The organism is Synechococcus sp. 8F6 (assembly GCF_002252665.1).
Taxonomy (GTDB): Bacteria; Cyanobacteriota; Cyanobacteriia; order PCC-6307; family Cyanobiaceae; genus Cyanobium_A.
The window spans coordinates 1-16,864 of record NZ_NQKZ01000009.1; the positions used below are offsets into that span (position 1 = coordinate 1).

The window sequence follows — 16,864 nt, forward strand, 5'->3', positions numbered from 1 at the left end:
TAAGCCAACAGAGGAGCCAAACCCGACCCTGGCGCTACCCTTAATCCAGGCCGCCTGAATAGCAGCCCAGGAGTGACAACTTTCCTGAAAGTCACCGCCTGACCCAGGAAAGCGCCTGAGACTCCCTCCCGAGCATCAGACGCGAAAGACCCGCTGAAGATGGGCGACGGGGTTGCTGGCCTCATCTCCACCAACAACCCAAAACTCAGTGCTGCCGCTTCTGAGGAGGGCGCGGAAGTCATCGGCATCGATCAAAATCCCGCAGTGTTCCGCCAGGGCGACCATCTCCTCTGGGGTGGTGGCGGCATAGAACTCACGCCCCAACTCTGGGTCACCATCCATCCGATACAGGAAGTGATCCAGGGCATCCAGTAGCGGGGACGAGGAGCAATCCACCCAGGGTGCTCAACTGATGAGAACCATTATCTGCAACGGCGGGAGTGCCCAACAAATAACTTCACAAGAGCAGCAGCAACGGCCCCCAGGCATCCGCCTCCACTGCCGTCAAATTCTCCCTAAGCCCACTGCTGCTGGGGGTGAGGTGGGGAAGGGTGATCCGGCGACCATCCAGACCAAGCAGAACCAGGTGGATAGCTGTGGGCGATTGATGGACATCCTTGAGTGGGCCTTCTAGGGGTTGAGGTAGGTCACGCACCACTTGCTATCACCGGCATTCACACGGGTGTAGGGAAAGATGCAGGTTTTGCTGGAATTCTCGCCAAGGTAGATGATGTCCTTGTATTCAGGTGCTGCCTGGCACACTTTCCCTTTGCCTGCTAGCAAATAAGCGCCAGGGCAATTGACACGACTACCGACTCCAACTATGGAGGGGGCAGGTGAGCAGGGTGACGCAGTGCCTGCCGACCTCGTAGCGGAAGTACTGGCAGGTGATGCAGACAGACCCCGTGCGGGATGGTTTCAGGACATCCCACTCAAGGTCATCCCACTCCTCTGGGTGGGTCAAAGCGGCAGAGGCGGTCACAGCAGCGAGACAAGAACATCAGTACTACTCCTGATGGGGGCTGAGGTCAAGAAGTCTCCTGAGGCGCCTCACTGGACTGACTGAGGTGCCTACGTTTTCAGCAAAGGCACCAGAAGCGTCGCCTGTGACCACTGAACTGCTACTGGCACTGGGCATACCCACCGCCTATCTGGTGGTCTCCACCCTGCTGCTGCTTCAACGACCTCAGACCCTGCCACCACTGCTTCAGCGCCTCAGCACCCGCAGGGCAATCGCCTGGAACACGATGGTGGGACTCTCTATCGGTGTGGGGGCATTGCGATGGGCACTGAATCGGTGACAACCAATCCCCTGTGGATGCTGGTGCCCTGGGCGGTCTTTGCGATCGCTGCTGGGTTAAAGTTCTGGCGCCTCACCGCCCTGTTCCGCAAGCACCTGCTGGGGGTCCCCTCACGAACCGAACGCTTCAGGCAGGCACTGGAGAGGATCTGGCAGAAGGATCAGCAGGCGGTGTGATGGACCACCTGAACTGGGGCACCATCCAACTGGGATTAGTCGCCCTTGCCTTTGGCGGTCTTCAGGTCTGGTGGATCAGCAGCGTCTTTAGAAGGCGAGAGCTGGCACGACCAATGAGCGAGGGGCAATTCAGACGGGCACTGGAGCGGATCTGGTCAAAGCGACCCTGAAAACCCAGCGCATCCACGGTTCGTTACAGAAGTTCATAGAGTGTGCTCTGGTTATCGAGCGGTCCTGGACGGGTCCGCTTTTTTATTGGGCAACCGTTCTGTAGAGGCGAAATGGTTGCGCTTCTGCCGCCCACAGGCAACTACCGCTGAACCGACCTCCAGATCCACCAGGCAACCACTGCCACCATCACCCAAGGCACCAGTGTCCTAAAGACCAACAGCACCACCAGAAGCACTAGGGCAGAGACCGCCGTGCGCTTGGTGAGTGCCTTCGCCTCATCGGTCATGTAGCGCCAGCGGGGGATCAGGGACATTGCTTGGGCAGAAGGGAGGAACTCAGAAAAGCGCCGTGAAGGTCAGGCATCAAGAGGGGCGTAAATCCGTCCAAAAAGCGCCACATGGCCCCTATTGAAGAGGAGGAGTGGGTCTATGTGTGGGCTGAGAACATGGTGGGAAGAGAAGGCGACATCGCAGTTCAGGACGGCGGTGGGATACTGGATGGAAGGTTGATGACTTGATGGGTCTTCCTCAAAATCGACCATTAGAGCGAATGACCTCCGTACAAAGTTTTATGGCGCGGCTATTGAGTGTGATTACCCTGATAAGTTGGAGGAAGTAACCGCAACCACCTTTATTCCTTGGAAGAGAGATCATCTTGACATTGTACATGAAACAGAGGCGCCATGAAACGTAAATGCGTTTGCTGCCAAAAAACCAAACCACTGGACAAAAAACACTTTCAGGTAGTCAAATACTTTACGGACGGGTACTCTTATTACTGTCTTGATTGTGACGAAAAACTCAAGAAGCCAAAGTCAAGGAGCAAAAAGGAATCAAAGTTCCTTAGCGAGAAGGTAGAGTTCAAGTTGCAGTACAAAGATATATTAGAACTAGCAAAAATTCTTTCGTATTACCAAGGAGAGCTGGAGTCTTCCGTGGATTACGAAGTAGACACTTCAAACATAGAAAGATTAATTAAGAAACTTGAGCATTTTCTGCCTAAAACCAAGGGGGGTAGCACATAGCACCCTCAAGTGAAGCGAGGGCGCTCACTGCAGGATGCCTCGCGCAAGCACCTGTAATCGCAGGGACATGGAGCGATATTGAGAGGCCAAGAAACGAGTTACTCAAAACAGGCACAAAAATAGTTGAATCAAAGTGCAAGGAAAAGAACGTTATGTCATACTACGAATTCGAGGATAAGAAGACTGATCGGATCGTGATTTGCATCAACAACATAGACGCCAAAGATCCCGATGAATACTGGGAAAGCCTTATGCACGAGGCGACTCATGCAATGCATGCATGCACAGGAAACTATGCATTGGATGACAAATTTATTCCAATAGTATATAGAGAACTTCAGGCGATTAACCCAACCAGCGTGGAAGACATTCAGGTTGGACCACGCCCAGATGCGATCCCACTCCTCCCTCGCCTCCTTGAGGGTGCACATGCCCAGACCCTTCAAAGGACTTGCCCCCCCTGGCAACGGACTCAATCACCAAAATCAGGGAATCCCCGACAGATTTGCTCTGTCTGCGCTCAGCCGCCTTCAGGGCACGAACTTGCGAGTCAGAGAGTGGCGTCTCAGCAATCCAACAACACGTCGCTCGGACACCCCTGTTTTAAGGCGAACAAACCAGGACGATCCACAAAGCAAAAGTCCCACTGCCGCAGGGGAAGTGGGACTTAGGCGGTCTTCGCAGGACCTTCTCTATACGGAGAGGGTGGGATTCGAACCCACGGAAGGTTTCCCTTCAAACGATTTCGAGTCGTTCGCTTTCGACCACTCAGCCACCTCTCCAACAGCCCGCAGGCCCAGACCACTTTAAGGATCGATCAGCCCCGAGCAGCCTGCAGGGATCCACTGGAGCCGCTGGCCGCCCAGCCCCCGGGCCAGCCTGGAGGGGTGCCACCGCTGAGCCACACCCGCTCAGCGCCGAGGGCCTGCAGCTGGACACGCTCACGAGGTGAAGGCCGGAAGCCGAGCCACACGCCATCAAGACGTGCCGGATCACCGGTGTTGGCACGCCCCTGCCAGGCCCAGAGCGCCTGTCGGTCGGGCAAGAGCAACCAGCGCCAGCGGCCCACCTGCAGCTGCATCGCCCGGCTTTCGATTGCCACCGGGGCGGCACTCAGCCCCCGGCTGGCCAGGCGCTGGCCGGGCTGAAGCGGCACACTGCCGTCGGCGCTGGCCAGCACCAGGCCGGCTTGCCCCTGCCAGCAGCCCGGCTGCTCGGGGGCCAGGGGATCGAGCAACAGAGCCCAGTCGTAGCGCTGCACCCCCAGCCCACGGGCCAGCTGGCTGGCCAAACTGCAGCTGAAGCCATCGGCCGAGCTGCTCACCAGCGCCGCCCGGCCGCGATGCCGCGCCACCAGCAGATCCAGCCGCCCCTGGTGCACCAGCAGCAGCTGGTCGGCACCCAGCAGGCTGAGATGAACCGCCGCCACCAGGGTGAGCAGCCCCACGCCCAGCAGCCGCCAGCGCCGGGTCAGGCCCGGCACCGCCAGGGCGATCACGGCCAAGGCCAGCAACAGCACCAGCCACGGCGCCGGCCGGCCCAGCTGCCACTGGGCCATGGGCAGGGCCGCAAAGGCCTTCACCACCAGCACCAACAGCCGACACAGCCAGTCGATGGGCACGGTGGCCAGGGGCAGCAACGGCGGTAGCAGCACCGCCAAACAAGCGAGCGCCATCGCTCCCAGGGTGAGGGGCGTCAGCAGCGGCGCCACCACCAGGTTGGCGGGCACGGCATAGAGCGGCACCACACCGAAATGCAGCAGCTGCAGCGGCAGGGTGTAGAGCGAAGCCGCCAGAGGCACCGCGGTGGCAACCGCCAACCAGCCCGGCAGCCAGCGGCGCATCCCCAACTCCAGGGGCCGGGCCGAGATCACCAGGGCAGCAGTGGCCACCACGCTCAGCTGAAAACCCACATCCAGCAGCCAGTCGGGCCGGGCCAGCAGCAGCACCAAAGCACTGGCCGCCAGGATCCCCAAGGGCCTGCTGCGGTGGCCGCTCTCCACCACTCCCAATGCCAGCGCCCCCATCAACACCGCGCGCAGCACCGAAGGCTGGGGCCCAGCCAGCAGCACGAACAACCCCATCGCCGCCGCGGCCAGGCCCAAGCGGCCCAAGCGCGGCAGCCGGGAGCCCAGCGGCAGCACCACCCCCAGCAACACCGACAGGTGAAATCCCGAGGCGGCCAGGGCATGGGAGAGGCCCGAGGCCCGGAAGGCTTCGCGCAGCTCCAGCGGCAGCGGCACCACCGCACTGCCCAGCACCAGGGCAGCGAGTACGCCACCGCGGTCGGGGCCAGCCTGCTGGATCAGGGCCCGGGCCATGCGGCGGCGCAGATCCGCCACCGGCGTGGCGGGGCGCTGCAACACGGTGAAATCCTGCACCTGCAGCTGGCTGAAAGCCCCCTGGCGGGCCAAACGCTCGGCAGGGGCAGACAGCAGCGGATGCGGCGAGCTCTGGGGTTGGCGCAAGCGGCCCTGCACCTGCAGGCGCCAACCCTCCTGGAGCGGCGGGCACTCCTGAAAACGCAGTTCGGTGCGGCCCACGGGCAACTGCAGCAGGGCCCGGCAGGCGCCGGCGCCACCGCTGGGGATCGGGCCACCGCTGGGCACCAGATCACCCAGCAGGGTGCCCCGCAGCTCCAGCTCCACCGGTGTGTCCGCCGCTGCCTGCAGCCGCAGCACCGGATCGCCAGCTGCCGGGGCCAGCGGGGTGAAGGCCACCAGCGCCACCCGCAACAGCAGCAGCGCCAGCAGCAGCCCCCAGAGCAGCGATTTCAGCGGACACTTGGCCAACGGTTTGCACCTGGCTGCAACCCGCTCAGGGTTCCCACGGAGCGCCCAGAAGACCGACCTAAAAACGCGGAATCTTCAGCAGCAGATCGCACACCTCCCGGCTGGGCATCTGCTGGCCCAGCAGCGGCGCCACCAGGCCGGCCACGGGCCGCAGGCGGCACGGCCACACAGCCCGCTCACTGAGGCGTCCCAACTGGAAGCTGCCGCCGGCGAGCACGGCCACCAGCAGGGTGCGCTGCAGCAGACGCCTCACGGCGCAGCAGCAGCAGCGCCTTGGGCCACCATCTCGGGCTGGCGTTTGGCCGAATCCAGCAGCGGGAAACCCAGGGCCTCGCGCTCCGCCAGCCAGGCCTCCGCCACCTGACGGGCCAGGGTGCGGATGCGGCCGATGGTGGCGGTGCGCTCGGTGACGGAGATCACGCCGCGGGCCTCCAGCAGGTTGAAGGTGTGGCTGCACTTGAGCACGAAATCCAGCGCCGGAGCCGGCAGCTGCTTGGCCACCAGATCCGCCGCCTCGGCCTCATAGATGGCAAACAGCTGCTTGAGCCGCTCGGGGTTGGAGGCTTCGAAGTTGTAAGTGCACTGGCCCTTCTCAAACGGCAGCCAGATGTCGCCGTAGGAGCGGTTGCCATCCCAGGAGAGATCCCAGATGCTCTCCACATCCTGCAGATACATGGCCAGGCGCTCGAGGCCGTAGGTGATCTCAATCGACACCGGCCGGCAGTCGAGGCCGCCGCACTGCTGGAAGTAGGTGAACTGGGTCACCTCCATGCCATCGAGCCACACCTCCCAGCCCACACCCCAGGCCCCGAGGGTGGGCGATTCCCAGTTGTCTTCGACGAAGCGGATGTCGTGGTCCTTGGCGCGGATGCCGAGCGCCTCCAGCGAAGCCAGGTAGGTCTCCTGAATGCCGTCGGGGCTGGGCTTGATCAGCACCTGGTATTGGAAATAGTGCTGGGCCCGATTGGGGTTGTCGCCGTAGCGGCCGTCGGTGGGGCGGCGGCAGGGCTCGGGGTAGGCCACCGCCCAGGGCTCGGGGCCGATCGCCCGCAGCACCGTGTGGGGGCTCATCGTGCCGGCGCCCTTTTCAGTGTCGTAGGGCTGCAGGATCAAGCAGCCGCGCTCAGCCCAGAAGCCGTTGAGGGTGCTGATGATGTCCTGAAAGTTCACGGGCTGGCAGCAACAAGATTCGAGGATCGACCCGCAGGCCGTGAACCTCTGATGATCCCAGAAGGGCTGGCGGTGTGGCAGGAGGCGTCCAAGCTCATGGGGCGTTGAGCAGGCGGTCGAACGATGCCGGCACCACGTCGCCGGCGAGGGCAAGGCTCTCAAACAGCTCCACGGGGAGCGCTTCGCTCCACAGCCAGCCCTGGCCCTGGTTGACCCCATGGTTGCGGAGGAAGCTGGCTTCCGCTTCCGTTTCCACGCCCTCCGCGCAAACCTCCACCCCGATGGCGTGGCAGCCCGACACCACCCACTTCACAAACCGCTGACGGAAGCCATCCACATCAACGCCCGCGACGATCGAGCGATCCAGCTTGAGCTTGCTGAAGTGCAGATTCAGCATGTGGGAGAGGGGTGCATCGCCGGTGCCGAAATCATCAACAGCGATCGTGTGCAGGTCTGCGAGCTCGTGGATGAATGACAACGCATGCTGATCCGCCACACCAGACTCGGTCACCTCCACCACAAGCCGTCGGCCGATGCGACGACGCAGGCTGTCGAGATCACCAAGCTCCCGGGAGATCGGCCTGAAAAACATCAACCCGGAGCCGATGAACTGGCAGGACAGGTTGACCGACAACCACAGGTGGGACGGCAAGCGGTCGAGGGCCTGCAAGGCAACAATAAAAGAGTCCTGCGTCACCGCAATGTTCAGATCCGGATCCACCTCCAGGGCCTGAATGTCTGCCGCCGTTGGCTGCGCATTGTTGGGACGCCACAGCACCTCGCCGCCGCAAATACGCCCTGAGGTCAGATCAATGATGGGCTGGATGTGAAACGTTGCCAAAGCCCTCAAACGATGGCCCACAACAATCGGGCCGATTGGCAAAGACTAATCAACCCTGACAGCCAGCAAGTTGCTTGGTGTCAAGCCACCAGCTCCAGTAGCCCCATCAGGCCGCCGGCCAGGGGGCGATGGCGCGCCGCGCTGAAGCCCGCCTGCCGAGCCAGGGCCTCCTGCTCGAGCCCGGTGGGAAACCGCTGCAGGCTGTCTTCGAGGTAGGCGTAGTGCTCCGGAATGCCGAACTGCTCGGCGGTGGGCACCACCAGACGGCGCAGAACCAAGCGCTGAAAGCGCGCCGCCACCCCACTGGGCCGGTTGAAATCGAGCACCGCCGCCCGGCCGCCGTCGCGCAGCAACCGCCGCAGCTCCCGCAGGCCAGCGCCCGGATCGGCGAGGTTGCGCAGGCCGTAGGCGATCACGGCCCCATCGCAACTGGCGCTCGCCAAGCCGGTGGCCAGGGCGTCGCCCTGTTGCCAGCGCAGCGGCAGCCAGGGCTGGGCGGCGCCGCGCCGGGCCGCCACCCCAAGGGGAGCCACTGCCGCATCGATTCCGAGCACGGAGCCCCCCGGCCGCACCCGGGCCGCCAGCACCAGCGCCAGATCGCCGGTGCCGCAGCAGAGATCGATCAGCTGCTGGCCGGGGCGGGGCTGCAGCCAGGCGATCGCCTGGCGCTTCCAGAGCCGGTGCAAGCCGAAGCTGAGCAGATCGTTGAGCTGGTCGTAGCGGGGAGCAATCTGTTCAAACAGCTCCTGCACCGACGCCGGATCACCCGGCTTAAAGCTGACCATCCCAGGGCAGCACGATGGCATCGAGGCTGATCCCGGCTTCCACCTCCGGAACGGGCAGCAAACCGCGGGACTCCAGCCGCTCCGGGCTGGTGAAGGTGAGCACCATCACCGTGGCCAGACCAACGGCGGCTGAGCACACCATGCAGCCGGCCAGCATCAACGAAAATTCCTGGCGGTCGTTGGCGGCTTGCATCAACTGCAGGGCCCAGGCCACCAACGCCACCACGGCCCCCACCATGCCGAGGGCGATTGCGGTGGAAGCGGAAGCAGGAAGAACGGGTAGGGCGGAGAACAACGTGATGCCTGAAGCGAAGTGATGCCGAAAACGGAGTGATGCCGGAATGGTGGACTGCGGCTGGCCTTAGTGCAATCACGTTACAAGCGTTAACACGCCGACGTGGGTGCTCATCACGCCAGCGGCCGGATCGGCAAACCCCTTTGCAGCAGTTCGGTTTTGATCGCCTCGACGGTGAGCACGCCGTCGTGGAGCAGGGACGCCAACAGGGCCGCGGAGGCATGCCCGCCCTCGGGGCCCGGATCGAGGGCCTCGGCCAGGTGGGCGATGCAGCCAGCGCCACCTGAGGCGATCACCGGCACCTCCACCGCATCGGCCACCGCCCGGGTGAGGTCGAGGGCGTAGCCGGCCTGGGTGCCGTCGCCATCCATCGAGGTGAGCAGGATCTCGCCGGCGCCGAGCGCCACCACCTGCCGGGCCCAGGCCACCGCATCGAGGCCAGTGTTCTCGCGACCGCCCTTCACATACACATCCCAACCGGCCCCGGAGCCCTCGCCGCTGCGGGCCCGGGCGTCGATGGCCACCACGATGCACTGGCAGCCGAAGCGCTCGGCACCGCGGGCCACCAGATCCGGGTCGCGCACCGCCGAGGAGTTGAGGCTCACCTTGTCGGCGCCGGCGCGCAGCAGCTCGGTGATGCCCTCCACGCTGCTGATGCCGCCACCCACGGTGAAGGGAATGGTGACGGCCTCAGCAGTGCGCCGCACCAGCTCCACCAGGGTGCCGCGGCCCTGGTGGCTGGCGGCAATGTCGAGAAACACCAACTCATCAGCCCCCGAGGCGCTGTAGCGGCAGGCGAGTTCCACCGGGTCGCCCGCATCCCGCAGGCCCACGAAATTCACCCCCTTCACCACCCGGCCATCAGCCACGTCCAGACAGGGAATGATCCGCTTGGCAACCATGGACGCGAGCTCCGTTGGGGACTGTTTGGCCACTGTTAAGGTTGCGCCACTTTCCAGTCGCGCCGGCCATGTCCCAGGCTGCCACCATCAACATCGGCTCGAAGGTACGAATCACCCGGGTGCGGGATCGCATCTCCACTGAGATGGTGGATTCCCTGAAGGCTGACGCCACCGGCACCGTGACGGGCTTCCGCACGGTGGACGGCAAAGGCATCGGCGTGGTGGTGGAGCTGAGCGGTGGTCAGACCGCCTGGTTCTTCGACGACGAAATCACCCTCGCCTGAGCTCCCCTCGCCGGAACAGCCCGCCTTGACCAACAGCCCCAACCCTGAAGCCTCCAGCGGCGCCGGCGCCCGCCAGCTGCTGGGCATGAAGGGTGCCAGCGGCACCAGCAGCATCTGGAAAATCCGGCTGCAGCTGATGAAGCCCGTCACCTGGATCCCCCTGATCTGGGGTGTGCTGTGTGGCGCGGCGGCATCAGGCAATTTCCACTGGACCCTGCCGGAGGTGGGGGCCTCGATCGCCTGCATGCTGATGAGCGGGCCGCTGCTGGCCGGCTACACGCAAACCATCAACGACTACTACGACCGCGAGATTGACGCGATCAACGAGCCCTACCGTCCCATCCCCTCAGGCGCGATTCCGCTGGGCCAGGTGAAGGCCCAGATCTGGATCCTGCTGTTGGCGGGTTTGGGCGTGGCCTATGGGCTCGACCTGTGGGCCGGCCACTCCACCCCCGTGCTGCTGCTGCTGGCCCTGGGTGGCTCGTTTGTGAGCTTCATCTATTCAGCCCCGCCGCTGAAGCTCAAGCAGAACGGCTGGCTGGGCAACTACGCCCTCGGCGCCAGCTACATCGCCCTGCCCTGGTGGGCCGGCCAGGCGCTGTTTGGCCAGCTCACCTGGACCACCGCGATCCTCACCCTGGCCTACTCATTGGCAGGCCTGGGCATCGCCGTGGTGAACGACTTCAAGAGCGTGGAGGGCGACCGGGCCCTGGGGCTGCAATCGCTGCCCGTGGCCTTCGGGATCGAGAAGGCCAGCTGGATCAGCGCCGGCATGATCGATGTGTTTCAGCTGGCCATGGTGGCCGTGCTGATCGCCATCGGTCAGCATTTCGCCGCGGTGCTGCTGGTGCTGCTGATCATTCCCCAGATCACCTTCCAAGACATCTGGCTGCTGCGCGATCCGGTGGCCTTTGATGTGAAATACCAGGCCAGTGCCCAACCCTTCCTGGTGTTAGGCATGCTGGTGACGGCTCTGGCTATCGGCCACAGCGCCCTCGTTGCCTGAGGTGAGCCGCACGGTCAAAAGCTCCGGCAAGCCCACGCGCCGCACCAACCTGGTGGGTGCCGGCGTGCTGGCGGCACTGATCGGCGGGGGCGTGGCCTGCGGCCAGGCGGCCCTGGTGTCCGGCTTCGACAGCCTGCTGCCCGATGCCCGTGGCATCAACCACTTCAACCGCCCCGGCACCCTGACGATCCTCTCGGCCGACGGCCAGGTGGTGCACAAAATCGGCCCGGTGACGCGCGAGAAGCTCACCCCCGAAACGATGCCCGCCCTGGTGGAGCAGGCGTTCATCGCCGCGGAAGACCGGCGCTTTCACAACCACGACGGCATCGACCCGGTGGGCATCGGCCGGGCTCTGATGCGCAACATCACCCAGCGCTCGGTTGAGGAGGGCGCCAGCACGATCACCCAGCAGCTGGCCCGCACCGTGTTTCTCAGCCAGGACCGCACCCTGGTGCGCAAGATCAAGGAAGCCGCCCTGGCCGGCAAGCTCGAGCGCCAGCTCAGCAAGCCGCAGATCCTCAGCGAGTATCTGAATGTGGTGTATCTGGGCTCCAGCGCCTACGGCGTGGCGGATGCGGCCTGGGTGTACTTCTCCAAAACCCCCGACCAGCTCACCCTGCCTGAGGCGGCCCTGATCGCGGGCCTGCCGCCGGCTCCTTCGGTGTATTCGCCCCTGGTGAACCCGGAGCTGGCCCTCGAGCGCCGGGCGGTGGTGCTGCGCCGCATGCAGGAGGCGGGCTTCATCAGCGCCAGCGCGCAGCAACAGGCCGAGGCCACGCCGCTGCAGCTGAAGCCGGCCGAGCCCAAATACTGGGACAGTGGGGCGCCGTGGTTTAGCAGCTGGGTGCAGCAGGAGCTGCCCAAGGTGCTCACCCCCGAGCAACTGGAGGTGGGCGGCCTGACGGTGCGCAGCAGCGTCAACCTGGCCTGGCAGCAGCAGGCGCAGAAGGCGATTAACACCTACGCCAGCGGCGACATGGAGGGAGCCCTGGTGGCGATGGAGCCCGGCACGGGCCTGGTGCGGGCGATGGTGGGCGGCACCGACTTCAAGGCCAGCCAGTTCAACCGGGCGGCCCAGGCGCTGCGCTCGCCGGGCTCCACCTTCAAGTTGTTTGTATATCTCACCGCCCTGGAGCAGGGGATGCTGCCAGAGCGGGTGTTCCGCGATGCGGCCCGCTGCTTCGCCGGCTACTGCCCGAAGAACTTCGGCAACCGCTACATGGGCTCGGTGTCGATGGTGGTGGCCCTGCAGAACTCGCTCAACACCGTGGCGGTGGCGCTGCTGCAGGAGCTGGGCTTCGACAAGGTGCTCGACACGGCCAAGAGCCTGGGCATCACGCGGGAGCTGGGGCGCTTCTTCCCCCTGGCCCTCGGCGCCACCGAGCAGACCGTGGTGGACATGACGGCCGCCTACGCGGCGATCAACAACGGCGGCATCTACGTCAAGCCCACGCCATTTGAAGAGATCCTCGGCCCCGACGGCGAGCTGCTCTGGAGCCGGCGGGTGGACGGCGACCAGGGCCGCCGGGCTGTGAGCAGCGACCTCGCCGCCCTGATGCTGTGGATGCTGCAGCGGGCGGTGCAGTCGGGCACCGGTGGCGGCGCCGCCCTGCCGGACCGGCCGGTGGCGGGCAAAACGGGCACCTCAGAAGGGGGCCGCGATCTGTGGTTCATCGGCTCGATCCCCCAGCTCACCACTGGGGTGTGGCTGGGCTACGACAACAGCCGCACCACCAAGAGCACCAGCGTGGTGGCCACCTACGCCTGGCGGGCCTTCATGGCGCCGATCAGCAAGGACCTACCGGCGCGCCAGTTTCCGCCCAAGCCAGATCTGCAGGACACCTACCGAGGCGGCAAGAAGCCGCCGGCGCCCCCCAGTGAAGCCCCTGCCCGCCCCGACGCCCCACTGGATGGCGAGGACGCGCGGGAACAGGAGCTCGATCCCACCCCGAGGGTCAACGAGCAGCCAGGCGCCACCGCACCCAGAGCAGGAGCGCCCGTTGCACCGGCCACCCCGGCCCCACCCCAGGCCACAACACCGCCCCCCCTGGACGCCCCACCGCCACCGGTGGCGCCCCCCCCGGCGCCCTAAGCCGCCAAGGCCGCGGGTGCCAGCGGGGCCTGCAGCAGGGCCGCAAAAAAGCCATCGCCACCGCTGGGCTCCGGCCAGCGCTGCCATTGCTGCAGCCGCTGCCAGCTGGGGTGGTCGGCCAGGAAGCCATCGAGAAGCTCGGCATTTTCAGCCGGATGAACCGTGCAGGTGGCGTACACCACCTGGCCGCCGGGCTTGAGCAGGGGCAGCAGGGCCTCCAGCAACTGGCGCTGCAGCAGCACCAGCTCGGCGATCGCCTCGGGTGTGATGCGCCAGCGGGCATCGGCGTGGCGGGCCAGGGTGCCGAGCCCCGAGCAGGGGGCATCCAGCAGGATGCGATCAAAGCTGCCGCGCCACTCGGGCTTGTCGGCCGCCAGCGCAGCGGCATCGGCGGCCAGGGTGTGGATGCTCTGCAGGCCCAGGCGCGCCGCGTTAACGCCCACCCGGCGCAGCCGCCCTTCGGAGCGATCCACCGCCCACACCTCGCCGTGGTCGCCCATCAACTCGGCCAGGTGGGTGCTTTTGCCACCGGGGGCGGCGCAGGCATCGAGAATCCGCTCGCCAGGCAGGGGAGCGAGCAGCAGGCCCACCGCCTGAGCGGCGCGGTCCTGCACGCACCAGTGGCCCTCGGCGTAGCCGGGCAGGGCTCGTAACTCGCCGCTGCGGCCCAGGAGCGTGAGGCCGTTGGGCAGATCCGGCAGGGGGGCCGCCTCCAGCCCGACGGCGGCGAAGGCCTCCAGCAGGGCCGCACGGCTGGTGCGCAGCGGGTTGACCCGCAGATCGAGGGCGGGGGCCTGGTTGCAGGAGCAGCCGAAGGCCTCGGCTTCTGGAGCGGGCAGCCACTGCAGCGCCAGCTGGGCCAGCCAGGTGGGCAGGGAGTGGCGCAGGCCAAACGCAGCCGCAGGATCGCCGGGCAGGGGGCCCAACCCATCCCAGGGCTCAGGTCCGGCCTGCGCGCGCCGCCGCCCGCAGGCCCTCAGTAGGCCATTGGCCACCGGCGCCAGCCGGCCAAGCTTGCCCCGTTTCGCCAACTCCACGGTGGTGCTCACCGCCGCCGAAGCCGGCACCCGGCTGCTGAACAGCAGTTGGTAGAGCCCCAGATGCAGCAGCCAGCGCAACTTGGGCGGCTGGCGCGCGGCCGGCACCTTGCCGAGGGCATCGAGCCAGGCATCGAGCAGGCGCCGCTGGCGGATGGCGCCGTAGGCCAGTTCGGTGGCCAGAGCGCGGTCGGCCCCGTCGAGAGGATGGCGCTGCAGCTCCCGCTCCAGGGCCACATCGGCGTAGGCGCCGCCCCCCACCGCCAGCAGCACCTGCCAGGCCAACTGGCGCGGTGCCAGACCGATCGCGGCAGGGGGCGTGGTGGGCGGTGCGGCGGGCGACGGGGTCAGGGGTGGTGCGGGCGGTGATCCGACTCCACACCTAGCGCGGCCGCCAGCGGTGGCGGGCCAGGGGCAGGCGACCGGCGGCGTCGACGGGGATGCCTTCGGCCAGCAGCAGCTCGCGCTGGATCCAGTCGCTGCCTTCGCGGCTGGGGGTGAAGCTGATCTGGCCGCGGGCATTCACCACCCGCTGCCAGGGAATCGGCGACGGCAAGGGCAGCCGCCGCAACGCCCAACCCACCTGGCGCGCCGCGCCGTAGGCCCCGATCAGCTCGGCAATCTGGCCATAAGTGGCCAGCTGCCCGCGGGGGATGCCGGCCACCGCGGCATAAACCCGCTGGTCGAAGGAAGCGCTGGGCGCGGGCGGGAGCGGGGATGTGCCATCGGCGGTTTGCATGTGTGCAACAAGTTGTTCAACAAATCCAATTCGCCCGAAACACCAGCTCCCCAGCCGGTAGGGGCGTTGCTGGTGGGGTGTTGATTGAGGATGGCGCAACGGCCCTTGACGCCAGATCCCAACGCCATGCCCCTGCTGCCCCGCCGCTTCGAGCGGCTCAAGGCCGTGCTCGATCGCCGCATGGGCGACCTCACCGTGGTGCTCGAGCACGTCGACAAACCCCACAACCTCTCGGCGATCCTGCGCAGCTGCGATGCCGTGGGGGTGCTGGAGGCCCATGTGGTGAGCCTGGCGGGCCGCACCCCCACCTTCAACTGCACAGCCAAGGGCAGCGAGAGGTGGGTGCCGCTGCACCGCCACAGCAACAGCGTGGCCCTGCTGCAGCAGCTCAAGGCCCAGGGCTTCCGGCTCTACGGCACCCACCTGTCGGTGGAGGCGGTGGACTACCGCGCCTGCGATTTCACCGGCCCGAGTGCCCTGGTGCTGGGCGCTGAGAAGTGGGGCCTGAGCGCAGAAGCGGCGGCGCTGGTGGACCAGCCGATCGTGATCCCGATGCAGGGCATGGTGCAGTCGCTGAACGTGAGCGTGGCCTGCGCCACCTTGCTGTTTGAGGCGCTGCGCCAGCGGCAGGCTGCCGGGGTGCTGCCCACCTGCGGCGAAGGGGTGCCGGCGGAGCGCTACGGACCGCTGTTGTTTGAGTGGGCCTACCCCGAGGTGGCGGCCTGGTGCCAGCGGGAAGGGCGGCCCTACCCGGCTCTCGATGCCGAGGGCGCCATCAGCGAAAACCTGCCGCGCACCCTGAAGATGCGCTACTGAAACCGGCGGGCGCTGGGGAGCCACAGGGCCACGCCGAGGGCCAGCAGCTCCAGCGGGATCTGGCGGCCGCCCAGCAGCACCACCGCCAGGGCCACAGCGGCGAGCAGCTTCTGGAACAGGCTCCAGACATCGTCGCTGTTGGTGCTGCCGCTGAACCAGAGGGCCACCGCAGCCCCCAGGAGGAGCAGATCCAACCACCAAGGCATGGGCTCGACCTTCACACCTATTGATTCTGGCGCAGCTTCAGAATCAGTGCAAAATGGAAGCCGAAACTCCATTTTGCCTGCGCAAATGGCGGCGATCCGGCGATTTCTGCAGCCACCTCCGGGCAGCTTCTTTCTGTTCGGGCCGCGCGGCACCGGCAAATCCACCTGGCTGCAGCAGGAGTTTCCCGAGGCCCTGCGGCTGGATCTGCTGGCACCGGAGGTGCTGCGCACCTATCAGGCCAGGCCGGAGCGACTGGCCGAGCGCATCGCCGCTGCAGGAACAATGGCCCACACGGTGGTGATCGACGAAGTTCAGAAAGCGCCCCAGTTGCTTGACGTGGTGCATGCCCTGGTGGAACAACGACGTGATCTGCGCTTCGTGCTCACCGGCTCGAGTGCGCGCAAGCTGCGCCACGGGGCCGCCAATCTGCTGGGAGGTCGGCTGCTGGCGGTGCACATGCCGCCGTTCATGGCGGCGGAGCTGGGCCCGGATTTCGAGCTGTCGCGGGCACTGGCCAACGGACTCGTGCCACTGGTGTGGCAAGCCGTGGATCCAGAGGCCACTTTGGCGGCCTATGCCTCGCTGTATCTGCAAGAGGAGGTGCAGGCCGAAGCCCTGGTGCGCCAGATCGGCGATTTCGCTCGCTTTCTGGAGGTGATCAGCTTTTCGCAGGGCTCATCACTAAACCTGGCCAACCTGGGCCGGGAGGCCGAAATCCCGCGCAAGCGGGCCGAAAGCTATCTGGGAATCCTTGAAGACCTTCTGATCAGCTTCCGGCTACCGGTGTTTCAACGGCGGGCCCAGCGGCAGCTGGTGCAGCACCAGAAGTTTTTCTTCTTCGATGCGGGCGTGTTCCGCTCCCTGCGCCCCCGTGGCCCGCTGGATGCGCCGGAAGAGATTGAAGGGGTGGCGCTCGAAACCTTGGTAGCTCAGCACCTACGGGCGGTCTGTCAGCTGCGCGACGGAGGCGCCCAGCTCAGCTTCTGGCGCACCCGATCTGGATTGGAAGTGGATTTCATCGTGTATGGCCCCAACTTGTTTCTGGCGATCGAGGTGAAACGCAGCCGGCGAATCGACCGGAGCGACCTCAAAGCGTTGCGGGCCTTCGGTGAGGACTACCCCGAAGCCGAACGCCTGCTGCTCTCTTACTGCCCCGAGTGCCTGCTGATCGACGGCATCCGCTGTGAACCGCTCGAAGGCTGGCTGCGGCAGCTGCGCCCCTGAAGT

The 16,864-nt window shown here is 65.7% G+C and carries 19 protein-coding genes and 1 tRNA gene; 7 read left to right on the forward strand and 13 right to left on the reverse strand.

What is annotated here, in order from left to right; genetic code table 11:
* Positions 1-135 precede the first annotated feature (135 nt).
* Entirely contained in the window at positions 136-342 is a 207-nt protein-coding gene (locus tag CJZ78_RS08040; protein ID WP_233128612.1) for a hypothetical protein, read from the reverse strand.
* 764 nt (positions 343-1,106) lie between these two features.
* Between CJZ78_RS08040 and CJZ78_RS08045 the strand changes: the two genes are divergently transcribed.
* On the forward strand, positions 1,107-1,301 hold the full coding sequence (locus CJZ78_RS08045) for a hypothetical protein (protein ID WP_094560481.1): 195 nt from the start codon (positions 1,107-1,109) through the stop codon (positions 1,299-1,301).
* Positions 1,298-1,477, forward strand: coding sequence for a hypothetical protein (locus CJZ78_RS08050; protein WP_233128596.1), 180 nt, complete (start codon positions 1,298-1,300; stop codon positions 1,475-1,477). Before CJZ78_RS08045 ends, CJZ78_RS08050 begins: the two co-directional genes overlap by 4 nt.
* Before the next feature lie 310 nt (positions 1,478-1,787).
* Here the strand turns inward: CJZ78_RS08050 and CJZ78_RS14190 are convergent, their stop codons facing one another.
* The 9 genes from CJZ78_RS14190 to hisF all read right to left on the reverse strand — a co-directional run bounded on the left by CJZ78_RS14190 (position 1,788) and on the right by hisF (position 9,456).
* A complete protein-coding gene (locus CJZ78_RS14190) occupies positions 1,788-1,961 on the reverse strand; it encodes a hypothetical protein (RefSeq protein WP_198953867.1) in 174 nt (57 codons plus the stop codon).
* A 1,408-nt stretch (positions 1,962-3,369) separates the two neighbouring features.
* Positions 3,370-3,454, reverse strand: a tRNA-Ser gene (locus CJZ78_RS08060).
* 35 nt (positions 3,455-3,489) lie between these two features.
* A complete protein-coding gene (locus CJZ78_RS08065) occupies positions 3,490-5,463 on the reverse strand; it encodes a ComEC/Rec2 family competence protein (RefSeq protein WP_304442191.1) in 1,974 nt (657 codons plus the stop codon).
* Between the two features lie 58 nt (positions 5,464-5,521).
* On the reverse strand, positions 5,522-5,716 hold the full coding sequence (locus tag CJZ78_RS08070; protein ID WP_233128597.1) for a hypothetical protein: 195 nt from the start codon (positions 5,714-5,716) through the stop codon (positions 5,522-5,524).
* Positions 5,713-6,633 (reverse strand): glycine--tRNA ligase subunit alpha, encoded by a 921-nt coding sequence (gene glyQ, locus CJZ78_RS08075; RefSeq protein WP_094560486.1) that lies wholly within the window; start codon positions 6,631-6,633, stop codon positions 5,713-5,715. The genes CJZ78_RS08070 and glyQ overlap by 4 nt, the downstream gene beginning before the upstream one ends.
* Positions 6,634-6,727: 94 nt before the next feature.
* Positions 6,728-7,474 (reverse strand): EAL domain-containing protein, encoded by a 747-nt coding sequence (locus tag CJZ78_RS08080; protein WP_158217055.1) that lies wholly within the window; start codon positions 7,472-7,474, stop codon positions 6,728-6,730.
* A gap of 80 nt (positions 7,475-7,554) precedes the next feature.
* Entirely contained in the window at positions 7,555-8,259 is a 705-nt protein-coding gene (ubiE, locus tag CJZ78_RS08085) for a bifunctional demethylmenaquinone methyltransferase/2-methoxy-6-polyprenyl-1,4-benzoquinol methylase UbiE (protein ID WP_094560490.1), read from the reverse strand.
* Complete coding sequence (locus tag CJZ78_RS08090; protein ID WP_233128598.1) at positions 8,246-8,554, reverse strand: hypothetical protein; 309 nt, start codon at positions 8,552-8,554, stop codon at positions 8,246-8,248. Before CJZ78_RS08090 ends, ubiE begins: the two co-directional genes overlap by 14 nt.
* A gap of 113 nt (positions 8,555-8,667) precedes the next feature.
* The gene (gene hisF, locus CJZ78_RS08095; RefSeq protein ID WP_094560494.1) at positions 8,668-9,456 is read right to left on the reverse strand and encodes an imidazole glycerol phosphate synthase subunit HisF; all 789 of its coding nucleotides are present in this window, start codon (positions 9,454-9,456) and stop codon (positions 8,668-8,670) included.
* 68 nt (positions 9,457-9,524) lie between these two features.
* On the opposite strand from hisF, the gene CJZ78_RS08100 reads away from it, so the two are divergent.
* From CJZ78_RS08100 to CJZ78_RS08110, 3 genes are read left to right on the forward strand one after another with little or no spacing between them, the layout of a single operon-like run.
* On the forward strand, positions 9,525-9,740 hold the full coding sequence (locus CJZ78_RS08100) for a DUF2862 domain-containing protein (RefSeq protein WP_094560496.1): 216 nt from the start codon (positions 9,525-9,527) through the stop codon (positions 9,738-9,740).
* Between the two features lie 25 nt (positions 9,741-9,765).
* Positions 9,766-10,746, forward strand: a complete 981-nt coding sequence (gene chlG / locus CJZ78_RS08105; protein WP_094560498.1) for a chlorophyll synthase ChlG — start codon at positions 9,766-9,768, stop codon at positions 10,744-10,746.
* Between the two features lies 1 nt (position 10,747).
* Positions 10,748-12,838, forward strand: a complete 2,091-nt coding sequence (locus CJZ78_RS08110) for a transglycosylase domain-containing protein (RefSeq protein ID WP_233128599.1) — start codon at positions 10,748-10,750, stop codon at positions 12,836-12,838.
* Here CJZ78_RS08110 and CJZ78_RS08115 read toward each other — a convergent pair.
* On the reverse strand, positions 12,835-14,226 hold the full coding sequence (locus tag CJZ78_RS08115; RefSeq protein ID WP_094560668.1) for a 16S rRNA (cytosine(967)-C(5))-methyltransferase: 1,392 nt from the start codon (positions 14,224-14,226) through the stop codon (positions 12,835-12,837). The genes CJZ78_RS08110 and CJZ78_RS08115 overlap by 4 nt on opposite strands.
* A gap of 31 nt (positions 14,227-14,257) precedes the next feature.
* Positions 14,258-14,614 carry an MGMT family protein gene (locus CJZ78_RS08120; protein ID WP_094560500.1) on the reverse strand — a complete coding sequence of 119 codons (357 nt, stop codon included), beginning with the start codon at positions 14,612-14,614 and terminating at the stop codon, positions 14,258-14,260.
* A 126-nt stretch (positions 14,615-14,740) separates the two neighbouring features.
* Here CJZ78_RS08120 and trmH point away from each other — a divergent pair, with 126 nt between their 5' ends.
* On the forward strand, positions 14,741-15,430 hold the full coding sequence (gene trmH / locus CJZ78_RS08125; protein WP_094560672.1) for a tRNA (guanosine(18)-2'-O)-methyltransferase TrmH: 690 nt from the start codon (positions 14,741-14,743) through the stop codon (positions 15,428-15,430).
* Here trmH and CJZ78_RS08130 read toward each other — a convergent pair.
* Positions 15,424-15,624, reverse strand: coding sequence for a hypothetical protein (locus tag CJZ78_RS08130; RefSeq protein ID WP_233128601.1), 201 nt, complete (start codon positions 15,622-15,624; stop codon positions 15,424-15,426). The genes trmH and CJZ78_RS08130 overlap by 7 nt on opposite strands.
* Before the next feature lie 97 nt (positions 15,625-15,721).
* On the opposite strand from CJZ78_RS08130, the gene CJZ78_RS08135 reads away from it, so the two are divergent.
* Positions 15,722-16,861, forward strand: a complete 1,140-nt coding sequence (locus CJZ78_RS08135) for an ATP-binding protein (protein WP_094560502.1) — start codon at positions 15,722-15,724, stop codon at positions 16,859-16,861.
* The last annotated feature ends 3 nt before the right edge of the window (positions 16,862-16,864 follow it).

Bases quoted from the DNA above. Each gene is read 5' to 3' on its own strand.
- CJZ78_RS08040 (WP_233128612.1), bottom strand. From the start codon at position 342: ATGGATGGTGACCCAGAGTTGGGGCGTGAGTTCTATGCCGCCACCACC.
- CJZ78_RS14190 (WP_198953867.1), bottom strand. From the start codon at position 1,961: ATGTCCCTGATCCCCCGCTGGCGCTACATGACCGATGAGGCGAAGGCA.
- ubiE (WP_094560490.1), bottom strand. From the start codon at position 8,259: ATGGTCAGCTTTAAGCCGGGTGATCCGGCGTCGGTGCAGGAGCTGTTT.
- hisF (WP_094560494.1), bottom strand. From the start codon at position 9,456: ATGGTTGCCAAGCGGATCATTCCCTGTCTGGACGTGGCTGATGGCCGG.
- CJZ78_RS08100 (WP_094560496.1), top strand. From the start codon at position 9,525: ATGTCCCAGGCTGCCACCATCAACATCGGCTCGAAGGTACGAATCACC.
- CJZ78_RS08120 (WP_094560500.1), bottom strand. From the start codon at position 14,614: ATGCAAACCGCCGATGGCACATCCCCGCTCCCGCCCGCGCCCAGCGCT.
- trmH (WP_094560672.1), top strand. From the start codon at position 14,741: ATGCCCCTGCTGCCCCGCCGCTTCGAGCGGCTCAAGGCCGTGCTCGAT.
- CJZ78_RS08135 (WP_094560502.1), top strand. From the start codon at position 15,722: ATGGCGGCGATCCGGCGATTTCTGCAGCCACCTCCGGGCAGCTTCTTT.